Genomic DNA, 16,466 nt, shown 5'->3' on the forward strand with positions numbered 1-16,466 from the left:
GCGTCACAAGTTCCAGTATCCGCCGCGGACTGAGGCAACGCTATGCCAAACCTATGCGTGGCCTGTGAAACGAATCGCGCGACTGCTGAGCAGCCGCGCGATTCGATCTCGAGTCGAAGTTGTTAATACCAGTAGCGGCGACCGGCGACCGGGCGACCGATCGAGCCCAGAATCCACAGGATCGCGCCGATGACCAACAGCACGATACCCAGAGTGGTCAGGACGGGTACGTGGAAGAAATAACCGAGAATGAGCAGGACAATTCCTAAGATAACCATGTCGATTCCTTTGAGTGAGCGGTTAGAGGTTGATTGATTGCATTGAACTTGGTTGCGGCAGATGGCAATCCGTGACTTTTGGATTGACACCGAAATAATTCAAGGGTCCAGCGATTACGGTCACCGCAACCGTGCCCGCCGAGGCGCAAGATGTGTTGTCGTTTTTGAAGTAGTCGCGCTGCCACGCCGCGAAGACTCCGATCAGCAACCACACCAAAGCAACCGTTCCGATGATCCCGCTGCCACGCATTGTGACCTCCAATGTGGTCGAGAAGAAGTTTTCTCGTGGACGTGAAGTTACCCGTTCGACTTATGTCTAAACATGCAATGGGTTATGCGGCAGTGCTTGTCGGCCCAGCTCGCCGAGCTAGATATGGTCGGCGAGCCAGGTGGCGGCCCGCTTCTTCGACGCCCGCGACAACCAGGCGTCCTGAATCAGCTCAGCTAATTCGGTTCTGCTGATTTCGGCCAGCCGACTCGCCCGCACCAGGACCGAAGGATGCCCGTCGAAATGCTCCGTGGTGAAAAACGGCGACGTGGGATCGGAGACCAACGCCAACTTGTCGCTCTCCGACTCCACCCAGAGCATGATCACGTCGGCATAGCGTTCGCCGGTGTCCGGATCGGTCGCGTCCGGCCGCGGCGTGCGGAAGAAGACGAACGACTTGCCGCCGACCTGGTAGATGGCGTTGCCCTTGGGACCCTCCAGGCGCTGAACGTGCGGCATCGCGGCGGCGATCTCATGCACGTCGCCGAGTCGGGCGCGTCGAGCAGGCATATCCGCGAGCGTACCGACCGCTCGTGGTCCCGCTCATCGGCGCGGCGAGAAGCCTTGCGGTGCTGCAGGTTTCAACCCCAGGGCGATCAGCCCGTCGTCCGCTGCGCGGACACGTAGAGGGTGGGTGGCATCGAGTCCTCCGCGCCCTGCGGAACGCTGCGGCCGTAGCGCGCCATCAACTCCGCGAACGACGCCGTCGTGACGTCCCAGCCGCGGTCGCGCAGCCAGCCGTCGACGGGCGTGCGCTCCTCCGCGTACCAGAGATCGTCTAAGTCGGTGATCTCGGCGTTGACCAGTTCGGCGGCCGCGGCCCGCATCCGCCGCATGTCGTCGCGCTGGCGCTGCACCCGGCCGGGGTCGGTGAAGCCCGCGTCGGGCACGTTGGACGCCAGCCAACTGCCCGCAGCGCTCAGCGAATCGATCCGCTCGAACAGCAGATCCTGGGCCTGGGCGGGCAGGTAGCGAACCAGTCCCTCGGCCGACCAAACCGCCGGCTCGGAGGCGTCAAACCCCGCCTCCTGCAACGCTTTCGGCCAATCCTGGCGCAGATCGATCGGAACGTTGACCAGCTGCGCCTTGGGCTCCGCCCCGTGCTCACGCAGCGTCTTGGATTTGAACTCCAGCACCTTGGGCTGGTCGAGCTCGTAGACGACGGTGCCGTCGGGCCACGGGAGCCGCCAGCTGCGTGCGTCCAGGCCGGCCGCCAGGATCACCACCTGCCGAACGCCGGCGTCCACGGCGCCGAGGAAGAACTCGTCGAAGAACGCCGTCCGGGTGGCCATGAAGTCGACCATCAGCTGAAGGCGATCGCGCAGATCCGGCTCGATGTCGCCCGCCTTGGCCAGCAGCGCCGGATCGGCGTAGATGCTCCACATGCCCTCGCCCGCGGCGTCCACGAACACGCGCGCGAACGGATCGTTGATCAGTGGGTTCTCGCTCTCGGTTTCGGCCGCGCGAGCTGCGGCGACACCCAGCGCCGTGGCGCCCACGCTCTGAGTGATCTCCCAGGAATCATTGTCGGTCCGCGGCATCGCCAGTTCCCTTCCCCAGAAAGTAAGTTACGCACACTATTCTTCCAGCCGCCGCCGCCCGGGGCCGCCCGTCACCCCTGCCCTAGTCTTTTTCTCAGACGGTCCACAGGTTGCAAGGGAGTGCCATGACGCCCGGCCCGCGTACGCCGCAGGAGGTGTTCGCCCACCACGGCACCGCACTGGCCGCGGGCGACCTCGACGAGATCGTCGTCGACTACGCCGAGGATTCGGTGGTGCTGAGCCCCGCCGGCATCGCCCGCGGCAAGGATGCCATCCGGACCGTCTTCGCGACATTGCTCGCCGATCTGCCGGATGCGAAGTGGGACTTGCGAACTCAGATTTTCCACGAGGACGTGCTGTTCCTACAGTGGGCCGCCGATTCGGCTGTCAACCGGGTTGACGACGGTGTTGACACCTTCGTGTTCCGTGACGGCATGATCCGAGCGCAGACCGTCCGATACACCCCGCACCCGAAGGGCTGAGCAGTGGATTACGTCAATCTGGAAGCCGTAGCGGAGTGGATGTCCGGGCAGGGGCTCGGCGAGGGGCCGCTACAGGACGTCTCCAATGTCACCGGCGGAACCCAGAACGTCATGCTGCGATTCACCCGGGCCGGCCGGCCGTACGTGCTGCGGCGCGGGCCACGACACCTGCGCGCGCGCAGCAACAGCGTGATTTTGCGGGAGACGAAAGTCCTTGCCGCACTGGCCGGTTCCGACGTTCCCCATCCCCACCTGATCGCCGCCTGCGAGGACCCGAGTGTGCTGGGCGACGCCGTCTTCTACCTGATGGACCCGGTCGACGGCTTCAACGCGGGCGAAGGCCTGCCACCGCTGCACGCCGGCGACGCCAAGGTGCGCCACGGCATGGGCCTGTCGATGGCCGACGCGCTGGCCAAGCTGGGCGCGGTCGACCACATCGCGGTGGGCCTCGCGGATTTCGGAAAGCCCGAGGGCTTCCTGGAACGGCAGGTGCCGCGCTGGCTCTCGGAGCTGGAGTCCTACAACGAGTACGACGGCTACCCCGGTCCCGACATCCCCGGCATCGAGGAGGTGTCGACCTGGCTGGACCGGCACCGCCCGGCCACCTGGACGCCGGGGATCATGCACGGCGACTACCACGCCGCCAACGTGATGTTCTCCCGCACAGGACCGGACGTGGTCGCGATCGTCGACTGGGAGATGTGCACCATCGGCGACCCGCTGCTGGATCTGGGTTGGTTGCTTGCCACCTGGCGCCAGTCCGACGGTTCCAGTGTCTTCAGCCACGCGCTGGGCGGGCAGGACGGATTGGCCAGCACCGACGAGCTCTTCGAGCGCTACGCCGCCAACACCACCCGCGACCTGTCCCACATCACCTGGTACACCGTGCTGGCCTGCTTCAAGCTCGGGATCGTGATCGAGGGGACGCTGGCCCGGGCCTGCGCCGGCAAGGCGGAGAAGGAGGTCGGCGACCAGCTACACGCGGCCACGGTGCATCTGTTCGAGCGGGCGCTGGGCCTCATCTCCGACAAGGGCTGACCTACTAACATCTCCTCTCGTGCCGCCCTATCCCGAGGAACCGGATTACTACTCCGAGCCCACCGCCGCCGCGCGGTACGGCGGGTATTACGAACCCGGGCCACAGCCGCCGGAGCCCCCGACGCCGTGGTACCGCCGTCCGGCGGCGCTGGTCGCGGCCGGCGCCATCGGGGTCATCCTGCTGGCCGCGCTGGTGTACGCGGTGGTCAAGCTCACCACCGGCTCGCCGGCGCCCAGCCCCGCCACGACCACGCCCGTCCCGTCCACCACCGCGCCGGTGACCACCACGGAGCGGGCACCGCGGCATCACGGGGGCGGTGGCGCGCCGACCGAGACGGTGACCGAGACAGCCCCGCCGCCGAGCACCGACACTCCCACGACGACGGAGCCGCCCAGCACGGCCGCACCGAGCACAGAAACCAGCACCGTCACGCAGACCGTGACCGAACCTCCCCGCCGGGGGCCGTTCCAGCCGTTCCAGCCGCGCCCGTAGCGCGGACGACGTGCAGGCGAGCGGCGGCCTGATCCGCCCGGCATCGGCAGCGGATGCGGCTGCGTGCGTTGCGATTTACCGGCCGTACGTCGAGCGCACGGTCATCAGTTGGGAATCCGACGTCCCGACCGAAAACGAGATGGCCGCACGGATCGCCGCCGCGCAGGTGAGCCACGAATGGCTTGTCCTGGAACGCGATCGCCGGGTGATCGGCTTCGCCTACGGGCACGCCCTCAATCGCCTTGCCACGTACCAGTGGTCGATCGAGACCGGGATCTACCTCGACGCCGGTCATCTCCGCACCGGTGGCGGCCGCGCGCTCTACACGGAGCTGCTGCGCAGGCTCACCGAGCGGGGCTACCGGCAGGCGTTCGCCGGCATCACCCAACCCAATGAGGCCAGCAACGGCTTCCACCGGTCTTTCGGGTTCACCCAGGTGGGCCTGTACCGGCGCGTCGAGTGGAAACACGACGGCTGGCACGACGTCGCGTGGATGCAGCTCGACCTGGCCGCTGCCGAGCCGGATGGGGCACCCGGCCCGATCATTCAGCCGGGCCGGGTGCGCGAGTCCGGGGCTTAGCCGCCGCCGGCGCCACCACCCAGGAAGCCCCCGCCGGCGCCACCGCCGACGAACCCGCCACCGGCGCCACCACCCAGGAAGCCGCCGCCGGCGCCACCACCGATTTGCTCAATGCTGTTAGTCATGGGCGGACGGTATCGGCGAGACACCGCGCCGACAAGAAACTGGGTCTGAACGATTCGAATCATTTTGGGTGGCCACGCCCGGGCTGGTTAGCGCGCCCGAACCCCGATCGAAATACCGCCCTAGCGGGGAGTCAGGATGACAACAGGTATCTCAGTGTCCTTCGCCGCCGCATACTTGTCGAAATCCGGGTACAGGCTCACTAGCCGTGGCCACAGCTCGGCGCGCTGCTGTGGCGATGCCACCTGAGCTGCAACACGAACGTCGCGCTGGCCTCGTAAATGAACGACGGTCTGGGGTTCTGCGACGAGATTGGCGAACCATTGTGGATTTTTGGGGAGGCCGCCTTGCGACGCCACGACGACCAGGCGGTCGCCGTCGGGCATATAGAGCACGGGCGTGGTGAATACCCGTCCAGATTTACGGCCTCGATGCTCTAGCAACAGCGTCGGCACCGGATTCCGACGTGCCGCGCCGACACGCCAGCGGCTGCCGAGTCGACCATTGGTCAACTTGAAAACGCGCACTTGCATTCGAGCCGTGTATTTCATGGCCTTGGCCTTGAACGAACTGCTCATCGCCCAACTCCTCGTATACGGCCAGCAGTGAACCAATTTGCGGACACACTGGTTCAGGCAAGTAGCAACTCCCAGGTGTGTAGCTCGTCCCGAGGGAACCGTCCTTGGTGGTGGGCGCGCCCGAAGGGATTCGAACCCCTAACCTTCTGATCCGTAGTCAGATGCTCTATCCGTTGAGCTACGGGCGCCTGTTCTGCAGTTGTCGTTCAGTGTTCCGTGGTTCCGCTAGAGGAAACAGCGGAGGCGAGAGGATTTGAACCTCCGGTCCCCTTTGAGGGGGACAACTCATTAGCAGTGAGCCCCATTCGGCCGCTCTGGCACGCCTCCCTTGGACTTTCTGAGGGTACCGACCCCTTTCCGGTCTCGCGGAACCGGCCATACTGTACACAGTCGAGACATAAACTGTCGAAGTGACCGCTCGCCTTCGCAACGAACTGGCCGGATTGCCAGTGTATGTCCCCGGCAAGAACGTCCCGGGCTCCATCAAACTGGCCAGCAACGAGACGGTGTACGGCCCGCTGCCCAGCGTGCATGCGGCGATCGAGCGTGCCGTTGCCGTCGTCAATCGCTACCCGGACAACGCCAGCGTGGACCTCAAGGCCGCGCTGGCCATGCACCTGGGTTCCGACGTGGCTCCCGAGCAGATCGCGGTGGGTAGCGGTTCGGTCACCTTGTGCCAGCAGCTGGTTCAGATCACCGCCGCGGCCGGCGACGAGGTGATGATCGGCTGGCGCAGCTTCGAGTGCTACCTGCCGATCATCCAGGTGTCGGGTGCGACCACCGTCAAGGTGCCGCTGACCGACCACACGCACGACCTCGACGCGATGCTCGCCGCGATCACCGACCGCACCCGGCTGATCTTCGTGTGCAACCCGAACAATCCGACGTCCACCGTCGTCGACCCGGACGCGCTGACGCGGTTCGTCGAGGCCGTGCCGCCGCACGTCCTGATCGCCATCGACGAGGCCTACGTCGAATACATCCGCGACGGCATGCTGCCCAACAGCCTGGAGCTGGCCCTGACGCACAGCAACGTCGTTGTGCTGCGGACCTTTTCGAAGGCCTACGGGCTGGCGGGGCTGCGCTGCGGTTACGCGGTGGGCCATCCGGACCTGATCACCGCGCTGGACAAGGTCGTCATGCCGTTCGCGGTGACGAACGTCGCCCAGGCGGCGGCCATCGCGTCGCTGGAGGCGTCCGACGAGCTGATGGCCCGTACCGACGCGCTGGTGATCGAGCGCACCCGAGTGAGTGACGCCCTGCGCGAGGCCGGATTCGAACTTCCCCCGTCGCAGGCCAACTTCGTCTGGCTGCCGCTGGGCGAGCGCACCATGGACTTCACCGAGCAGGCCGCCGACGCGCGCCTGGTGGTTCGGCCGTTCGCTTCCGAAGGCATCCGTGTCACCATTGGTGCGCCGGAGGAAAACGACGCCCTGCTGCGTTTTGCCTGCGACTGGATTGCCCGCACCGAATCGTAAGGGAGTCGCCCGTGGACCTCGCGCGCAAGAAGTTCACCGAGTTCAAAGAGCGCAGCGGCGACATCGCGGATTCCGAGCTCGACGAATTCTGGGCCGAACTTCAGCCCGCGACGATCGACGGGATGCTCGGCGAGTGGAAGGGCGGCGAGTTCCAGACCGGCCACAAGATGAACGGCCAATTGGAAAAGGCCGGCTGGTACGGCAAGACCTTTAAGTCCGTCCGCGATGTGCAGCCGCTCGTCTGCCTCGACGCCGGCGGCAACAAATTCTCCAATGTGGAGATGGGCAAGGGCGAGGCCAGCCTGTGGCTGGAGGACTTCCGCGGCGAGGTCACCGCCACCATGGTTTACGACGGCCAGCCGGTGCACGATCACTTCAAGAAGATCGACGACGACGCCGTCATGGGCATCATGAACGGCAAGGGTGTCCGGGACAACGGCAAGTACTACTACTTCTATCTCGAACGTGAGCGGTAGGCGCTCGTCGAGCGTGCATTGACGGCTTTGAGTATGCGTCCAGGGCGGCGACATGCCGGGTGGGTTCAGGGGGTGGCTGCACACTCGGCGGCTGAGGCGGGATAGGCAGCGCCGAGCTATCCCGCCGGGTTGCGGCCGGTGAACGCGACCAGCTGCTCGAGCGCGCCCGCGTCGGCCGGGACGTCGACCGGGTCGTCGAATCCGGCCTGACCGCGTAACTCCGGCCTGATGATCTGCCGCGCCAGCCCCAGCACGTATTCGGACAGCGGCTCGGGCGCATGGATGTCGTGTCCCACCGCGGCGGCGTAATCCCAAGCGTGGACCAGGAATTCGATGGACAGGATGCCGCACGCGCTGTTCGCGGGCAGCTCGCCCTTGCCGAACGGCACCGATCCGTCCAGGCCGTGGCGGTGCCAGGCGTCCAACGCGGGCCGAGCCGCGGCGATCACCTGGCGCTCTACCGAATCGCCTTCCGCGCGCTCCGGGATCTGCGCGCCCACCATGCCGCCGAGCGCCGTGATCGAGTTCAGCAGATGCCCGGTGAGCGCCGACACATCGAATTCCGCGCACGGCGTCTGCCGCGACAGGTCGCCTGCGGCGATGGTGTGCAGGACCCGCTGCAGCACGCCCAAGGTGTCCTCGGCGCTGTGCAACTCGTCGGTGGGCTGGGAATGCGGCCCGGGCCGCAAGTCAGGAGCCATATTCGCCACGCTACGGTCTCGATATGGCGCAAGCATACGAATCCGTCACGGTCGAGACGAAAGACCACGTCGCCCAGGTGACGCTGATCGGACCGGGCAAGGGCAATGCGATGGGACCGGCCTTCTGGTCGGAGATGCCGGAGCTGTTCGCGGCGCTGGACGCCGACCCCGAGGTGCGGGCCATCGTGCTGACCGGCTCGGGCAAGAATTTCAGCTACGGCCTGGACGTGCCGGCGATGGGCGGCTCATTCACCCCGCTGCTGTCCGGCGACGCGCTGGCCGGCCCGCGCGCGGTGTTCCACCGCGAGGTCAAGCGCATGCAGAGCGCGATCACCGCGGTCGCCGACTGCCGGACCCCCACCATCGCCGCGGTGCACGGCTGGTGCATCGGCGGCGGCGTCGACCTGATCTCGGCCGTGGACATCCGCTACGCCAGTGCCGACGCCAAGTTCTCGGTGCGTGAGGTCAAGCTCGCCATCGTCGCCGACGTCGGCAGCCTGGCCCGCCTGCCGATGATCCTGAACGACGGTCACCTGCGCGAGCTGGCGCTGACGGGCAAGGACATCGACGCTGCCCGCGCCGAGAAGATCGGTCTGGTCAACGACGTGTACGCCGACGCCGACGCCACCCTGGCCGCGGCGCACGCCACCGCCGCGGAGATCGCCGCCAATCCCCCGCTGACGGTGCACGGCGTCAAGGACGTTCTCGACCAGCAGCGCACCGCGGCGGTCTCGGAGAGCCTGCGGTACGTGGCGGCCTGGAACGCGGCCTTCCTGCCGTCCAAGGACCTGACCGAGGGCATCTCGGCGACGTTCGAGAAGCGCCCGCCGCAGTTCACCGGGGAATAATCCGGCGGCACGTACCCTCGCTGAGGTGACGACACCCGACGGCAAGATCCGCCTCCCGGCAGACCTGGACTCCGTGACGGCGATCGGCGCGGAAGACCACACCGAAATCGACGGCGCCGCCGCCGACCGGATCTGGCAGGCCGCCCGACATTGGTACCGGGCCGGCTTCCATCCCGCCATCCAGCTCTGCATCCGCCGGCACGGCCGCGTCGTGCTCAACCGCGCGATCGGGCACGGCTGGGGCAACGCCCCGAGCGATCCGCCCGACGCGGAGAAGATCGCGGTCACGCCGGACACACCGTTCTGCGTGTACTCGGCGGCCAAGGGCATGGCGGCGACCGTGGTGCACATGCTCGTCGAGCGCGGCGTCTTCTCGCTCGACGACCGGGTGTGCGAATACATCCCCACCTTCACCAGTCACGGCAAGCATCGGATCACCATCCGGCACGTGATGACACACAGTGCGGGGCTGCCCTTCCCGACCGGCCCCAGGCCGGACGTCGCCCGCGCCGACGACCACGAATACGCGCAGCAGAAGCTGGGCGAGTTGCGGCCCCTCTACCGTCCAGGGCTGTTCCACATGTACCACGCGTTGACCTGGGGTCCGCTGGTCCGCGAGATCGTATACGCGGCCACCGGCAAGGAGATTCGCGAGATCCTGGCCACCGAGATCCTCGACCCACTCGACTTCCGCTGGACCAACTTCGGCGTCGCGAAGAAGGACGTCCCGTTGGTCGCGCCCAGCCACGCCACCGGGCGAACACTGCCGCCGGTGGTCGCCCAGATCTTCCGCAAGGCGATCGGCGGAACCGTGCACGAGATGATCCCGTACACGAATTCCCCGGCGTTCCTGACCACCATCATTCCGTCGTCCAACACGGTGTCGACCGCGCAGGAGATGTCGCGGTTCGCCGAGATATGGCGCCGCGGGGGCGAACTCGACGGCGTCCGGGTGATCAGTCCGGAGACCATGTACGCCGCGGTGACCGAATGCCGAAGGCTGCGACCGGATTTCGCGGTGGGCCTGCAACCGGCCCGCTGGGGCACCGGCTACATCCTGGGCACCAACCGGTGGGGTCCGTTCGGGCGCAACGCGCCGCACGCGTTCGGCAACCTGGGCCTGGTGAACATCGCGATCTGGGCCGACCCGGCGCGCGGACTGTCGGCCGGCGTGGTGAGCAGCGGCAAACCCGGACGGGACCCCGAAGCCCGCCGGTACACCGCCCTGCTGGACACCATCACCGCCGAAATTCCGACCGGTTGATCACGACGGCAGTGGGAACACTGCCAGTCATGGCTACCTATCGAGTGCTCGACCCGAAGGGCGACGTCGTCGCGACCAAAGACATCGAAAGCGCCGACGACGCACACGCATGGTTCGTCGACAACAAGGCCGACAACAGCGAGCTCGGCTGGCGCATGGAAGTCCAGCACGACGGCGAGTGGCACTTCTTCGACGACAGCGAGGGCGATCGAAGCTAGGGGTTTGTCCCCCGGCTCGTGGGGCAACCAACAAACATGGACTCGCAACGCTTCCGCAAACTGCTGGACGCACCGGGGCCGTTCGCTTCGGTGTATTTCGATGACTCACACGACACCCATGACGCCGAGGCTCAGCTCGAGCTGAAGTGGCGGGCGGTCAAAGAAGAGCTGGAGCGACAGCGCGCCGGCGCGACGGTGATCGGCCAGATCGAGGACGCGATCATGAACCTGCGTCCGCCGATCGGCCGCAGCGGACGCGCCGTGATCGCCGGCGCCGACGGCGTGGTGATCAACGAGCACCTGGCCCGGCCCGCTGCCACCGACATCGTTCGCGTCTCCGAATTGCCTTATCTGGTGCCGATTCTCGAACAGAGCTTCGATCACCCGGACTACGTGCTGGTGGTCGTCGACCACAGCGGGGCCGACATCAGCACCCACATCGGCGGGACACTGCGCACCGAGACCGTCGACGGCGGCGGCTATCCGGTGCACAAATCCGCCGGTGCTGAGACGGCCGGCTACGGCGACCCCCAGTTGCGCACCGAGGAGGCGGGCCGCAAGAACGTGCGCGCCGTCGCCGACCGCGTCGCTGAACTGGCCGACGACAAGGCGATCGAGGTGATCTTCGTGGTGGGCGAGGTGCGCTCGCGCTCCGATCTGCTCGCCGCGCTGCCCGAACGCTTGCAGGAGCGCACGGTGGCACTCGAGATCGGGGCACGGCACAGCGGTCACGACTTCGGCGAGATCGAACACGCCATCGAGGACGAATTCATCAAGCGCCAGCTGCGCACGATTGACGATGCCGCGCAACGCTTTACCGCCGAGATCGGGCGGCCGTCGGGGCTCGCGGCCGAGGGACTCGGCGCGGTCTGCTCGGCGCTGCGTCAAGGCGCGGTGGAGACACTGATCATCGGCGACATCGGCGATGCGACCGTCGTCGCGGACGAGGGTTTGACGACGATCGCCCCGGACGAGAACGTGTTGTCCGAACAGGGCGCCGCTCCCGCCAAGACGCTGCGGGCCGACGAGGCGCTACCAGTGTCGGCGATCTCGGTCGGCGCCGCCCTGGTGCGTACCGACGAGCGGATCTCCCCGGCCGACGGCGTGGGCGCGGTGCTGCGCTACGCGCCGACGCTGCACCAGAGCGCCGAGCGATAAGAGCGGTGGCGGAGGGATTTGAACCCCCGGACGGTTTTAGCCGTCTCTCGCTTTCAAGGCGAGTGCATTAGGCCGCTCTGCCACGCCACCGCTGATTAGGGTAGCGGGACTCGGTAGCGTGGCCACCATGCGCGCCATCGTCGCCGAATCCGCCGAGCAACTCTCCTGGCAGGAAGTGCCGGACGTCTCCGCCGGGGCGGGCGAGGTCCTGGTCAAGGTCACCGCCGCGGGCGTGAACCGCGCCGACCTGCTGCAGGCGGCCGGCAAGTACCCGCCGCCGCCCGGCGCGAGCGAGATCATCGGCATGGAAGTGTCCGGCGTCATCGCCGATACCGACTCCGGTGTCACGAATTGGTCTGTAGGACAAGAGGTTTGCGCGTTGCTCGCCGGGGGTGGATACGCCGAGTACGTCGCCGTTCCCGCCGGCCAGCTGCTGCCGATTCCCTCAGATGTCGACCTGCTCGACGCGGCCGGGCTGCCCGAAGTGGCCTGCACCGTGTGGTCGAACCTGGTGCTGACCGCCCACCTGAGCGAAGGACAGCTGCTGCTGATGCACGGCGGGGCCAGCGGCATCGGCACCCACGCCATCCAAATCGCCCGGGCGCTGGGTGCCCGGGTGGCGGTCACCGCCGGGTCGGAGGAAAAGCTGCAAACCTGCCGCGACCTGGGCGCCGAGATCACCATCAACTATCGCGACGACGACTTCGTCGCGCGGGTGCAGGAGTTCGGCGGTGCCGACGTGATCTTCGACATCATGGGCGCCTCCTATCTGGACCGCAACATCGACGCCCTGGCCACCGACGGCCAGCTCGTCATCATCGGCATGCAGGGCGGCATCAAGGGTGAGCTCAACGTCGGCAAGCTGCTCGCCAAGCGGGCCCATGTCATCGGCACCACGCTGCGGGGCCGTCCGGTGAGCGGACCGAACAGCAAGAGCGAGATCGTGCAGGCCGTGACGGACAAGGTGTGGCCGATGTTCGCCGACGGCCGGGTTCGGCCCATCATCGGCGAACGGATCCCCATCCAGCAGGCAAGCACCGCCCACCAGAAGCTGGCGGCGGGTGAGGTGCACGGCAAGGTCGTGCTGACGCTGCCGGCCTAGGCCCGGCGTCTAACCCAGGGACGCCAGCGCGCGCACCAACTGGTCGACTTCGGCCGTAGTCGAGTAGTGCGCCAGCCCGACGGTGACCGCGCCGCCGACATCGTTGACGCCCAATACATCGAGCGCGCGGGAACTTTCGTTGGTGACAGCCAGAATCCCGTTGTCCGCCAACCGCTGCACGACCCGCTCGGCGGGCACGCCGTTCAGGGCGAAACTGACCACCGGGATCCGCACCTCCGGGCGGCCGATCACCATCACCAACGGCAGCGAGCGCAGCGAAACCATCAGGTAGTCATAGATCCGGTTCAGATACGACGTGGCGGATTGCATCGAGACGGCCAGCCGTTCGCGCCGGGTGCCGCGGGCGGATTCGTCGAGCGACGCCAGGTACTCGACGCTGGCCACCACCCCGGCCAGCAGACCGAACTGGTGCGCGCCGATCTCGAGGCGCGCCGGCCCGACGGCCTTGGGGTCCGGTGAGATGGAACTGAACGAGTTGAGCAGCGACGGGTCGCGCAACACGATCGCCCCGATCGGGGGGCCGCCCCAGGCCGCGGCGTTCACCGCCACAACGTCGGCGTCGGTTTCCTTCACGTCGAGCAGCCGGTAGGGCGCCGCGGCGGAATGGTCGACGACCACCAGGCCGCCGACGTCGTGCACCAGCTTGGTCATCGCCCGCAGGTCGGTGACCGTGCCCAGCGTCCCGGAGGCCGAGGCGACGGCGACCAGCCTGGTCGACTTCCCGATCAGGCCCTCCCACTGCCACGTCGGGAGCTCTCCGGTCTCGATGTCGATCTCGGCCCATTTGACCTTGGCGCCGTACCGGTGCGCGGCGCGCAGCCACGGTGCGATGTTGGCCTCGTCGTCCAGGCGGCTGACGACGACCTCGTAGCCCAGGCCGGCCCGCGACGACGACGCCTCGGCCAGCGCCGACAGCAAGATCGCCCGGTCGGCGCCCAGCACCACACCCGCGGGTTCGACGTTGAACAGATCGGCCACCGCCGCCCGCGCCGCCTCCAGAACGGCGGCGCTGCGCTGCGCGGACGGGTGTGCGCCCACGGTGGTGGGACCGGACCTGCGGAAGGCCGTCGACACCGTGGTCGCGACGGAATCGGGGACCAGCATCCCGCTCGGAGCGTCGAAGTGTACCCAACCGTCACCCAGCGACGGATGCAGTCCGCGCACCCGGGCGACGTCATATGCCATGTGGGCCACCTTAGAGCTTCCGCTTTTTGCGAAACTGTGACGGTAGCGGGTACCACACACGTTCCGGCCAGTTGGTGGCTTTCCGAGCCAGGGCACCCGGCCAGCCATACTAGTCGAGTGGGGCTCTGGTTCGGAACGCTCATTGCATTGTTTTTGCTGATAGCGCCCGGGGCGATCATCGCACGCATCAGTCAGTTGTCTTGGCCGGTGGCTGTCGCGGTCGGCCCGGCGCTGACCTACGGCGTGGTCGCGCTGGCCATTATTCCGTTTGGTGCCATTGGAATTCCGTGGAACGGCTGGACTGCGCTGGCGGCGCTGGCCGTGGTGTGCGTGCTGATGATCGGGCTCCAACTACTGCTCGCCCGCTACCGCGACCGCGATGCCGAAGCCCTCGAAGTGAGCCGCTGGCCGGCCCTCACGGTGGCGGGGGGCGTGCTGCTGGGCGCCCTGCTCATCATGTGGGCGGCCTACCGCGGCATCCCCCATTGGGAGTCCATCCCCAGCACCTGGGACGCGGTCTGGCACGCCAACGAGGTGCGGTTCATCCTGGACACCGGCCAGGCGTCGTCCACCCACATGGGCGAGCTGCGCAACGTCGAGACGCACCAGGCGCTCTACTACCCGTCGGTGTTCCACGCCCTGATCGCGGTGTTCTGCCAGTTGACCGGGGCGGCGCCCACCACCGGCTACACGCTGAGTTCGGTCGCGGCGTCGGTGTGGCTGTTTCCCGCCAGCGCGGCGATGCTGACCTGGCATCTGGCCCGGCCGCGCACCACCGAATGGCGCAGTGCGGGGGTGGCGGCCACCGCGGCGGCGTTGTCGGCGTCGTTCACCTCGCTGCCCTACGTCGAGTTCGGCGTCGCGGCGATGCCCAACCTGGCGGCCTACGGGGTAGCGGTGCCGACGTTCGTCCTGATCGTGTCCACATTGCGGCACCGCGACCGGGTCCCGCTGGCCGTGCTGGCGCTGGTGGGCCTGCTGTCGGTGCACCTCACCGGCGGGTTCGTCGCGATCTTGTTCCTGTTGGGCTGGTGGCTGCTGGACGCGGTCTGGCATCCGGTGCGGGGCCGGCTCGCCGACGCGCTGACGCTGCTCTGCGTGGCGGTGCCGACCGTGCTGATCCTGGCGCCGCAGTTCCTGGGGGTGCTCAGGCAGGCCGACATCATCGCCGGGCACTCCTTCCCCAGCTTCAAGGGCGCCAGGCAGGGCCTCATCGACGCCGTGCTGCAGCACACCCGCCACCTCAACGACTTTCCGACGCAGTACAAGCTGCTCGCGCTGGCGGCGATCGGAATGGCGATCCTGCTGTACAAAAAGGTCTGGTGGCCGACGGCGGTGTGGCTGCTGCTGATCGTGGCCATCGTCTACTCGGGGGCGCCGGCACGGTTTCGCGGGCCGATCGGCAACACGATCGGGGAGTTCAGCCAGTTCTTCTACAACGACCCCCGCAGGCTCTCCGGTGTGGTGGCGATGCTACTGGCGCCCATGGCGGGCATCGGGTTGTTCGCGCTGGTCGTGCTGGTGATGGCCGCCGCCAAACGGCTGGCCGGGCGATTCCGGCAGTTGCCCGGCCCCGTGTGGATCGCGGCCACGGCGGTGGTGCTGGCGGCGGCCTGCGTCTACACCGCCCGGCACTACTTCCTGCCGCACAAGGTGCTGCTCGGCGACAAATACGACTCGGTGATGATCGACCAGCGCGACCTGATGGCCATGGCCTACCTGGCCAAACTGCCCGGCGCGCACAACACCCTGATCGGCGACTCCAACGTCGACGGCACCGCGTGGATGTATGCCGTCGCCGACCTGCATCCGCTGTGGACGCACTACGACTTCCCGCAGCAAACCGGCCCGGGCTACTACCGATACATCTTCTGGACCTCGGCCCGCAAAGGCGATTCCGATCCGCGGGTCCTCGAGGCGATTAAAGCGCTCAATATCCGGTACATCTACACCAGCACGCCGACTGTCCGGGGGTTCGCAATACCCGAAGGACTAGTGTCACTGGATAAGTCGAAGTCGTGGGCGTTGATCTACGACAACGGCGGTGCCCGAATTTATGAATGGCGCGGAAACGGCACGACGCCACACTCATAGTCCACAGAGGATGGTGAAGCATTGAGTACCCGCAACGATGACGACGACGTCGAAATCATCGGCGGCGTCGACCCGCGCGTGATGGCAGTGGCCGACGACGAGGACGAGCGGTCCCTGACCGACCTTGTCGAGCAGCCGGCGAAGGTGATGCGCATCGGGACCATGATCAAGCAGCTGCTCGAGGAGGTGCGCGCCGCACCGCTGGACGAGGCCAGCCGCAACCGGCTGCGCGAGATCCACGCGACCAGCATCCGGGAACTGGAAGAGGGCCTGGCACCCGAACTGCGTGAGGAGCTCGACCGCCTCACCCTGCCCTTCAACGAAGACGCCGCGCCGTCCGACGCCGAATTGCGCATCGCCCAAGCGCAGTTGGTCGGGTGGCTGGAAGGACTGTTCCACGGCATCCAGACCGCGCTGTTCGCCCAGCAGATGGCCGCTCGCGCGCAGCTGGAAAACATGCGCCAGAGCGCCCTCCCCCCGGGCATGGGTAAGCCGGGCGGCGCGCCCGGACACGGTCAGTACCTGTGAGCGAACTCAAGT

General features: G+C 67.2%; 21 protein-coding genes and 3 tRNA genes. 13 read left to right on the top strand and 11 right to left on the bottom strand.

Going from position 1 to position 16,466, the window contains the following annotated elements:
• Positions 1 to 122: 122 nt before the first annotated feature.
• The 4 genes from A5760_RS26970 to A5760_RS10060 all read right to left on the bottom strand — a co-directional run bounded on the left by A5760_RS26970 (position 123) and on the right by A5760_RS10060 (position 2,087).
• Positions 123 to 278, bottom strand: coding sequence for a DUF6131 family protein (locus A5760_RS26970; protein WP_169926037.1), 156 nt, complete (start codon positions 276 to 278; stop codon positions 123 to 125).
• Positions 279 to 300: 22 nt separating this feature from the next.
• A complete protein-coding gene (locus A5760_RS10050; protein WP_064880197.1) occupies positions 301 to 540 on the bottom strand; it encodes a hypothetical protein in 240 nt (79 codons plus the stop codon).
• 105 nt (positions 541 to 645) lie between these two features.
• Complete coding sequence (locus tag A5760_RS10055) at positions 646 to 1,056, bottom strand: MmcQ/YjbR family DNA-binding protein (protein ID WP_064880199.1); 411 nt, start codon at positions 1,054 to 1,056, stop codon at positions 646 to 648.
• Between the two features lie 86 nt (positions 1,057 to 1,142).
• Positions 1,143 to 2,087 carry a class I SAM-dependent methyltransferase gene (locus tag A5760_RS10060; RefSeq protein ID WP_064880201.1) on the bottom strand — a complete coding sequence of 315 codons (945 nt, stop codon included), beginning with the start codon at positions 2,085 to 2,087 and terminating at the stop codon, positions 1,143 to 1,145.
• A gap of 125 nt (positions 2,088 to 2,212) precedes the next feature.
• Between A5760_RS10060 and A5760_RS10065 the strand changes: the two genes are divergently transcribed.
• Genes A5760_RS10065 through A5760_RS10080 form a run of 4 tightly spaced genes read left to right on the top strand, consistent with a single transcriptional unit; the run spans position 2,213 to position 4,680 of the window.
• Positions 2,213 to 2,569, top strand: a complete 357-nt coding sequence (locus tag A5760_RS10065; protein ID WP_064880203.1) for a nuclear transport factor 2 family protein — start codon at positions 2,213 to 2,215, stop codon at positions 2,567 to 2,569.
• A 39-nt stretch (positions 2,570 to 2,608) separates the two neighbouring features.
• Entirely contained in the window at positions 2,609 to 3,607 is a 999-nt protein-coding gene (locus tag A5760_RS10070; RefSeq protein WP_064880326.1) for a phosphotransferase family protein, read from the top strand.
• 19 nt (positions 3,608 to 3,626) lie between these two features.
• On the top strand, positions 3,627 to 4,100 hold the full coding sequence (locus tag A5760_RS10075) for a hypothetical protein (protein WP_064880205.1): 474 nt from the start codon (positions 3,627 to 3,629) through the stop codon (positions 4,098 to 4,100).
• A 10-nt stretch (positions 4,101 to 4,110) separates the two neighbouring features.
• Positions 4,111 to 4,680, top strand: coding sequence for a GNAT family N-acetyltransferase (locus tag A5760_RS10080; protein ID WP_064880207.1), 570 nt, complete (start codon positions 4,111 to 4,113; stop codon positions 4,678 to 4,680).
• On the opposite strand, the gene A5760_RS27560 is transcribed toward A5760_RS10080, so the two are convergent.
• The 4 genes from A5760_RS27560 to A5760_RS10095 all read right to left on the bottom strand — a co-directional run bounded on the left by A5760_RS27560 (position 4,677) and on the right by A5760_RS10095 (position 5,708).
• The gene (locus A5760_RS27560) at positions 4,677 to 4,805 is read right to left on the bottom strand and encodes a hypothetical protein (protein ID WP_269199091.1); all 129 of its coding nucleotides are present in this window, start codon (positions 4,803 to 4,805) and stop codon (positions 4,677 to 4,679) included. The two genes, A5760_RS10080 and A5760_RS27560, sit on opposite strands and share 4 nt — an antisense overlap.
• A 120-nt stretch (positions 4,806 to 4,925) precedes the next feature.
• Positions 4,926 to 5,381 (bottom strand): nitroreductase family deazaflavin-dependent oxidoreductase, encoded by a 456-nt coding sequence (locus A5760_RS10085; RefSeq protein ID WP_064880209.1) that lies wholly within the window; start codon positions 5,379 to 5,381, stop codon positions 4,926 to 4,928.
• A 115-nt stretch (positions 5,382 to 5,496) separates the two neighbouring features.
• Positions 5,497 to 5,569, bottom strand: a tRNA-Arg gene (locus A5760_RS10090).
• 50 nt (positions 5,570 to 5,619) lie between these two features.
• Positions 5,620 to 5,708, bottom strand: a tRNA-Ser gene (locus A5760_RS10095).
• 83 nt (positions 5,709 to 5,791) lie between these two features.
• Between A5760_RS10095 and hisC the strand changes: the two genes are divergently transcribed.
• Both hisC and A5760_RS10105 read left to right on the top strand, forming a co-directional pair.
• Positions 5,792 to 6,859, top strand: a complete 1,068-nt coding sequence (gene hisC / locus A5760_RS10100) for a histidinol-phosphate transaminase (RefSeq protein WP_064880211.1) — start codon at positions 5,792 to 5,794, stop codon at positions 6,857 to 6,859.
• An 11-nt stretch (positions 6,860 to 6,870) separates the two neighbouring features.
• The gene (locus A5760_RS10105; RefSeq protein ID WP_064880213.1) at positions 6,871 to 7,335 is read left to right on the top strand and encodes a DUF4334 domain-containing protein; all 465 of its coding nucleotides are present in this window, start codon (positions 6,871 to 6,873) and stop codon (positions 7,333 to 7,335) included.
• Positions 7,336 to 7,451: 116 nt separating this feature from the next.
• Here the strand turns inward: A5760_RS10105 and A5760_RS10110 are convergent, their stop codons facing one another.
• Positions 7,452 to 8,036 (bottom strand): TIGR03086 family metal-binding protein, encoded by a 585-nt coding sequence (locus tag A5760_RS10110; protein ID WP_196772047.1) that lies wholly within the window; start codon positions 8,034 to 8,036, stop codon positions 7,452 to 7,454.
• A 23-nt stretch (positions 8,037 to 8,059) separates the two neighbouring features.
• Between A5760_RS10110 and A5760_RS10115 the strand changes: the two genes are divergently transcribed.
• From A5760_RS10115 to A5760_RS10130, 4 genes are read left to right on the top strand one after another with little or no spacing between them, the layout of a single operon-like run.
• The gene (locus tag A5760_RS10115; RefSeq protein WP_064880216.1) at positions 8,060 to 8,884 is read left to right on the top strand and encodes a crotonase/enoyl-CoA hydratase family protein; all 825 of its coding nucleotides are present in this window, start codon (positions 8,060 to 8,062) and stop codon (positions 8,882 to 8,884) included.
• 25 nt (positions 8,885 to 8,909) lie between these two features.
• Positions 8,910 to 10,148: a lipase LipE gene (lipE, locus tag A5760_RS10120; RefSeq protein WP_064880219.1), complete on the top strand. Its 1,239-nt coding sequence runs from the start codon at positions 8,910 to 8,912 to the stop codon at positions 10,146 to 10,148.
• Positions 10,149 to 10,177: 29 nt separating this feature from the next.
• Positions 10,178 to 10,366: a hypothetical protein gene (locus A5760_RS10125; RefSeq protein WP_064880221.1), complete on the top strand. Its 189-nt coding sequence runs from the start codon at positions 10,178 to 10,180 to the stop codon at positions 10,364 to 10,366.
• Between the two features lie 36 nt (positions 10,367 to 10,402).
• Complete coding sequence (locus A5760_RS10130) at positions 10,403 to 11,524, top strand: hypothetical protein (RefSeq protein WP_064880223.1); 1,122 nt, start codon at positions 10,403 to 10,405, stop codon at positions 11,522 to 11,524.
• A 3-nt stretch (positions 11,525 to 11,527) separates the two neighbouring features.
• Here the strand turns inward: A5760_RS10130 and A5760_RS10135 are convergent.
• Positions 11,528 to 11,614, bottom strand: a tRNA-Ser gene (locus A5760_RS10135).
• Positions 11,615 to 11,651: 37 nt separating this feature from the next.
• Between A5760_RS10135 and A5760_RS10140 the strand changes: the two genes are divergently transcribed.
• Positions 11,652 to 12,626, top strand: a complete 975-nt coding sequence (locus A5760_RS10140) for an NAD(P)H-quinone oxidoreductase (RefSeq protein WP_064880328.1) — start codon at positions 11,652 to 11,654, stop codon at positions 12,624 to 12,626.
• 9 nt (positions 12,627 to 12,635) lie between these two features.
• Here A5760_RS10140 and A5760_RS10145 read toward each other — a convergent pair whose 3' ends face one another.
• On the bottom strand, positions 12,636 to 13,832 hold the full coding sequence (locus A5760_RS10145; protein ID WP_064880225.1) for a cysteine desulfurase-like protein: 1,197 nt from the start codon (positions 13,830 to 13,832) through the stop codon (positions 12,636 to 12,638).
• Between the two features lie 117 nt (positions 13,833 to 13,949).
• On the opposite strand from A5760_RS10145, the gene A5760_RS10150 reads away from it, so the two are divergent.
• Positions 13,950 to 15,926, top strand: coding sequence for a DUF6541 family protein (locus A5760_RS10150; RefSeq protein ID WP_064880227.1), 1,977 nt, complete (start codon positions 13,950 to 13,952; stop codon positions 15,924 to 15,926).
• A gap of 81 nt (positions 15,927 to 16,007) precedes the next feature.
• Positions 16,008 to 16,454, top strand: a complete 447-nt coding sequence (locus A5760_RS10155) for a bacterial proteasome activator family protein (protein WP_231122597.1) — start codon at positions 16,008 to 16,010, stop codon at positions 16,452 to 16,454.
• Positions 16,455 to 16,466 lie beyond the last annotated feature (12 nt).

Source organism: Mycobacterium colombiense (assembly GCF_001665835.1).
Lineage (GTDB): Bacteria > Actinomycetota > Actinomycetes > Mycobacteriales > Mycobacteriaceae > Mycobacterium > Mycobacterium colombiense_A.

Excerpts from the sequence above, each read along its gene's own strand:
- A5760_RS10060 (WP_064880201.1), bottom strand. The coding sequence starts at position 2,087 with ATGCCGCGGACCGACAATGATTCCTGGGAGATCACTCAGAGCGTGGGC.
- A5760_RS27560 (WP_269199091.1), bottom strand. The coding sequence starts at position 4,805 with ATGACTAACAGCATTGAGCAAATCGGTGGTGGCGCCGGCGGCGGCTTC.
- A5760_RS10115 (WP_064880216.1), top strand. The coding sequence starts at position 8,060 with ATGGCGCAAGCATACGAATCCGTCACGGTCGAGACGAAAGACCACGTC.
- A5760_RS10130 (WP_064880223.1), top strand. The coding sequence starts at position 10,403 with ATGGACTCGCAACGCTTCCGCAAACTGCTGGACGCACCGGGGCCGTTC.
- A5760_RS10110 (WP_196772047.1), bottom strand. The coding sequence starts at position 8,036 with ATGGCTCCTGACTTGCGGCCCGGGCCGCATTCCCAGCCCACCGACGAG.
- A5760_RS10145 (WP_064880225.1), bottom strand. The coding sequence starts at position 13,832 with ATGGCATATGACGTCGCCCGGGTGCGCGGACTGCATCCGTCGCTGGGT.
- A5760_RS10140 (WP_064880328.1), top strand. The coding sequence starts at position 11,652 with ATGCGCGCCATCGTCGCCGAATCCGCCGAGCAACTCTCCTGGCAGGAA.
- A5760_RS10065 (WP_064880203.1), top strand. The coding sequence starts at position 2,213 with ATGACGCCCGGCCCGCGTACGCCGCAGGAGGTGTTCGCCCACCACGGC.
- A5760_RS26970 (WP_169926037.1), bottom strand. The coding sequence starts at position 278 with ATGGTTATCTTAGGAATTGTCCTGCTCATTCTCGGTTATTTCTTCCAC.
- A5760_RS10070 (WP_064880326.1), top strand. The coding sequence starts at position 2,609 with ATGTCCGGGCAGGGGCTCGGCGAGGGGCCGCTACAGGACGTCTCCAAT.
- A5760_RS10085 (WP_064880209.1), bottom strand. The coding sequence starts at position 5,381 with ATGAGCAGTTCGTTCAAGGCCAAGGCCATGAAATACACGGCTCGAATG.
- A5760_RS10155 (WP_231122597.1), top strand. The coding sequence starts at position 16,008 with ATGGCAGTGGCCGACGACGAGGACGAGCGGTCCCTGACCGACCTTGTC.
- A5760_RS10055 (WP_064880199.1), bottom strand. The coding sequence starts at position 1,056 with ATGCCTGCTCGACGCGCCCGACTCGGCGACGTGCATGAGATCGCCGCC.
- A5760_RS10125 (WP_064880221.1), top strand. The coding sequence starts at position 10,178 with ATGGCTACCTATCGAGTGCTCGACCCGAAGGGCGACGTCGTCGCGACC.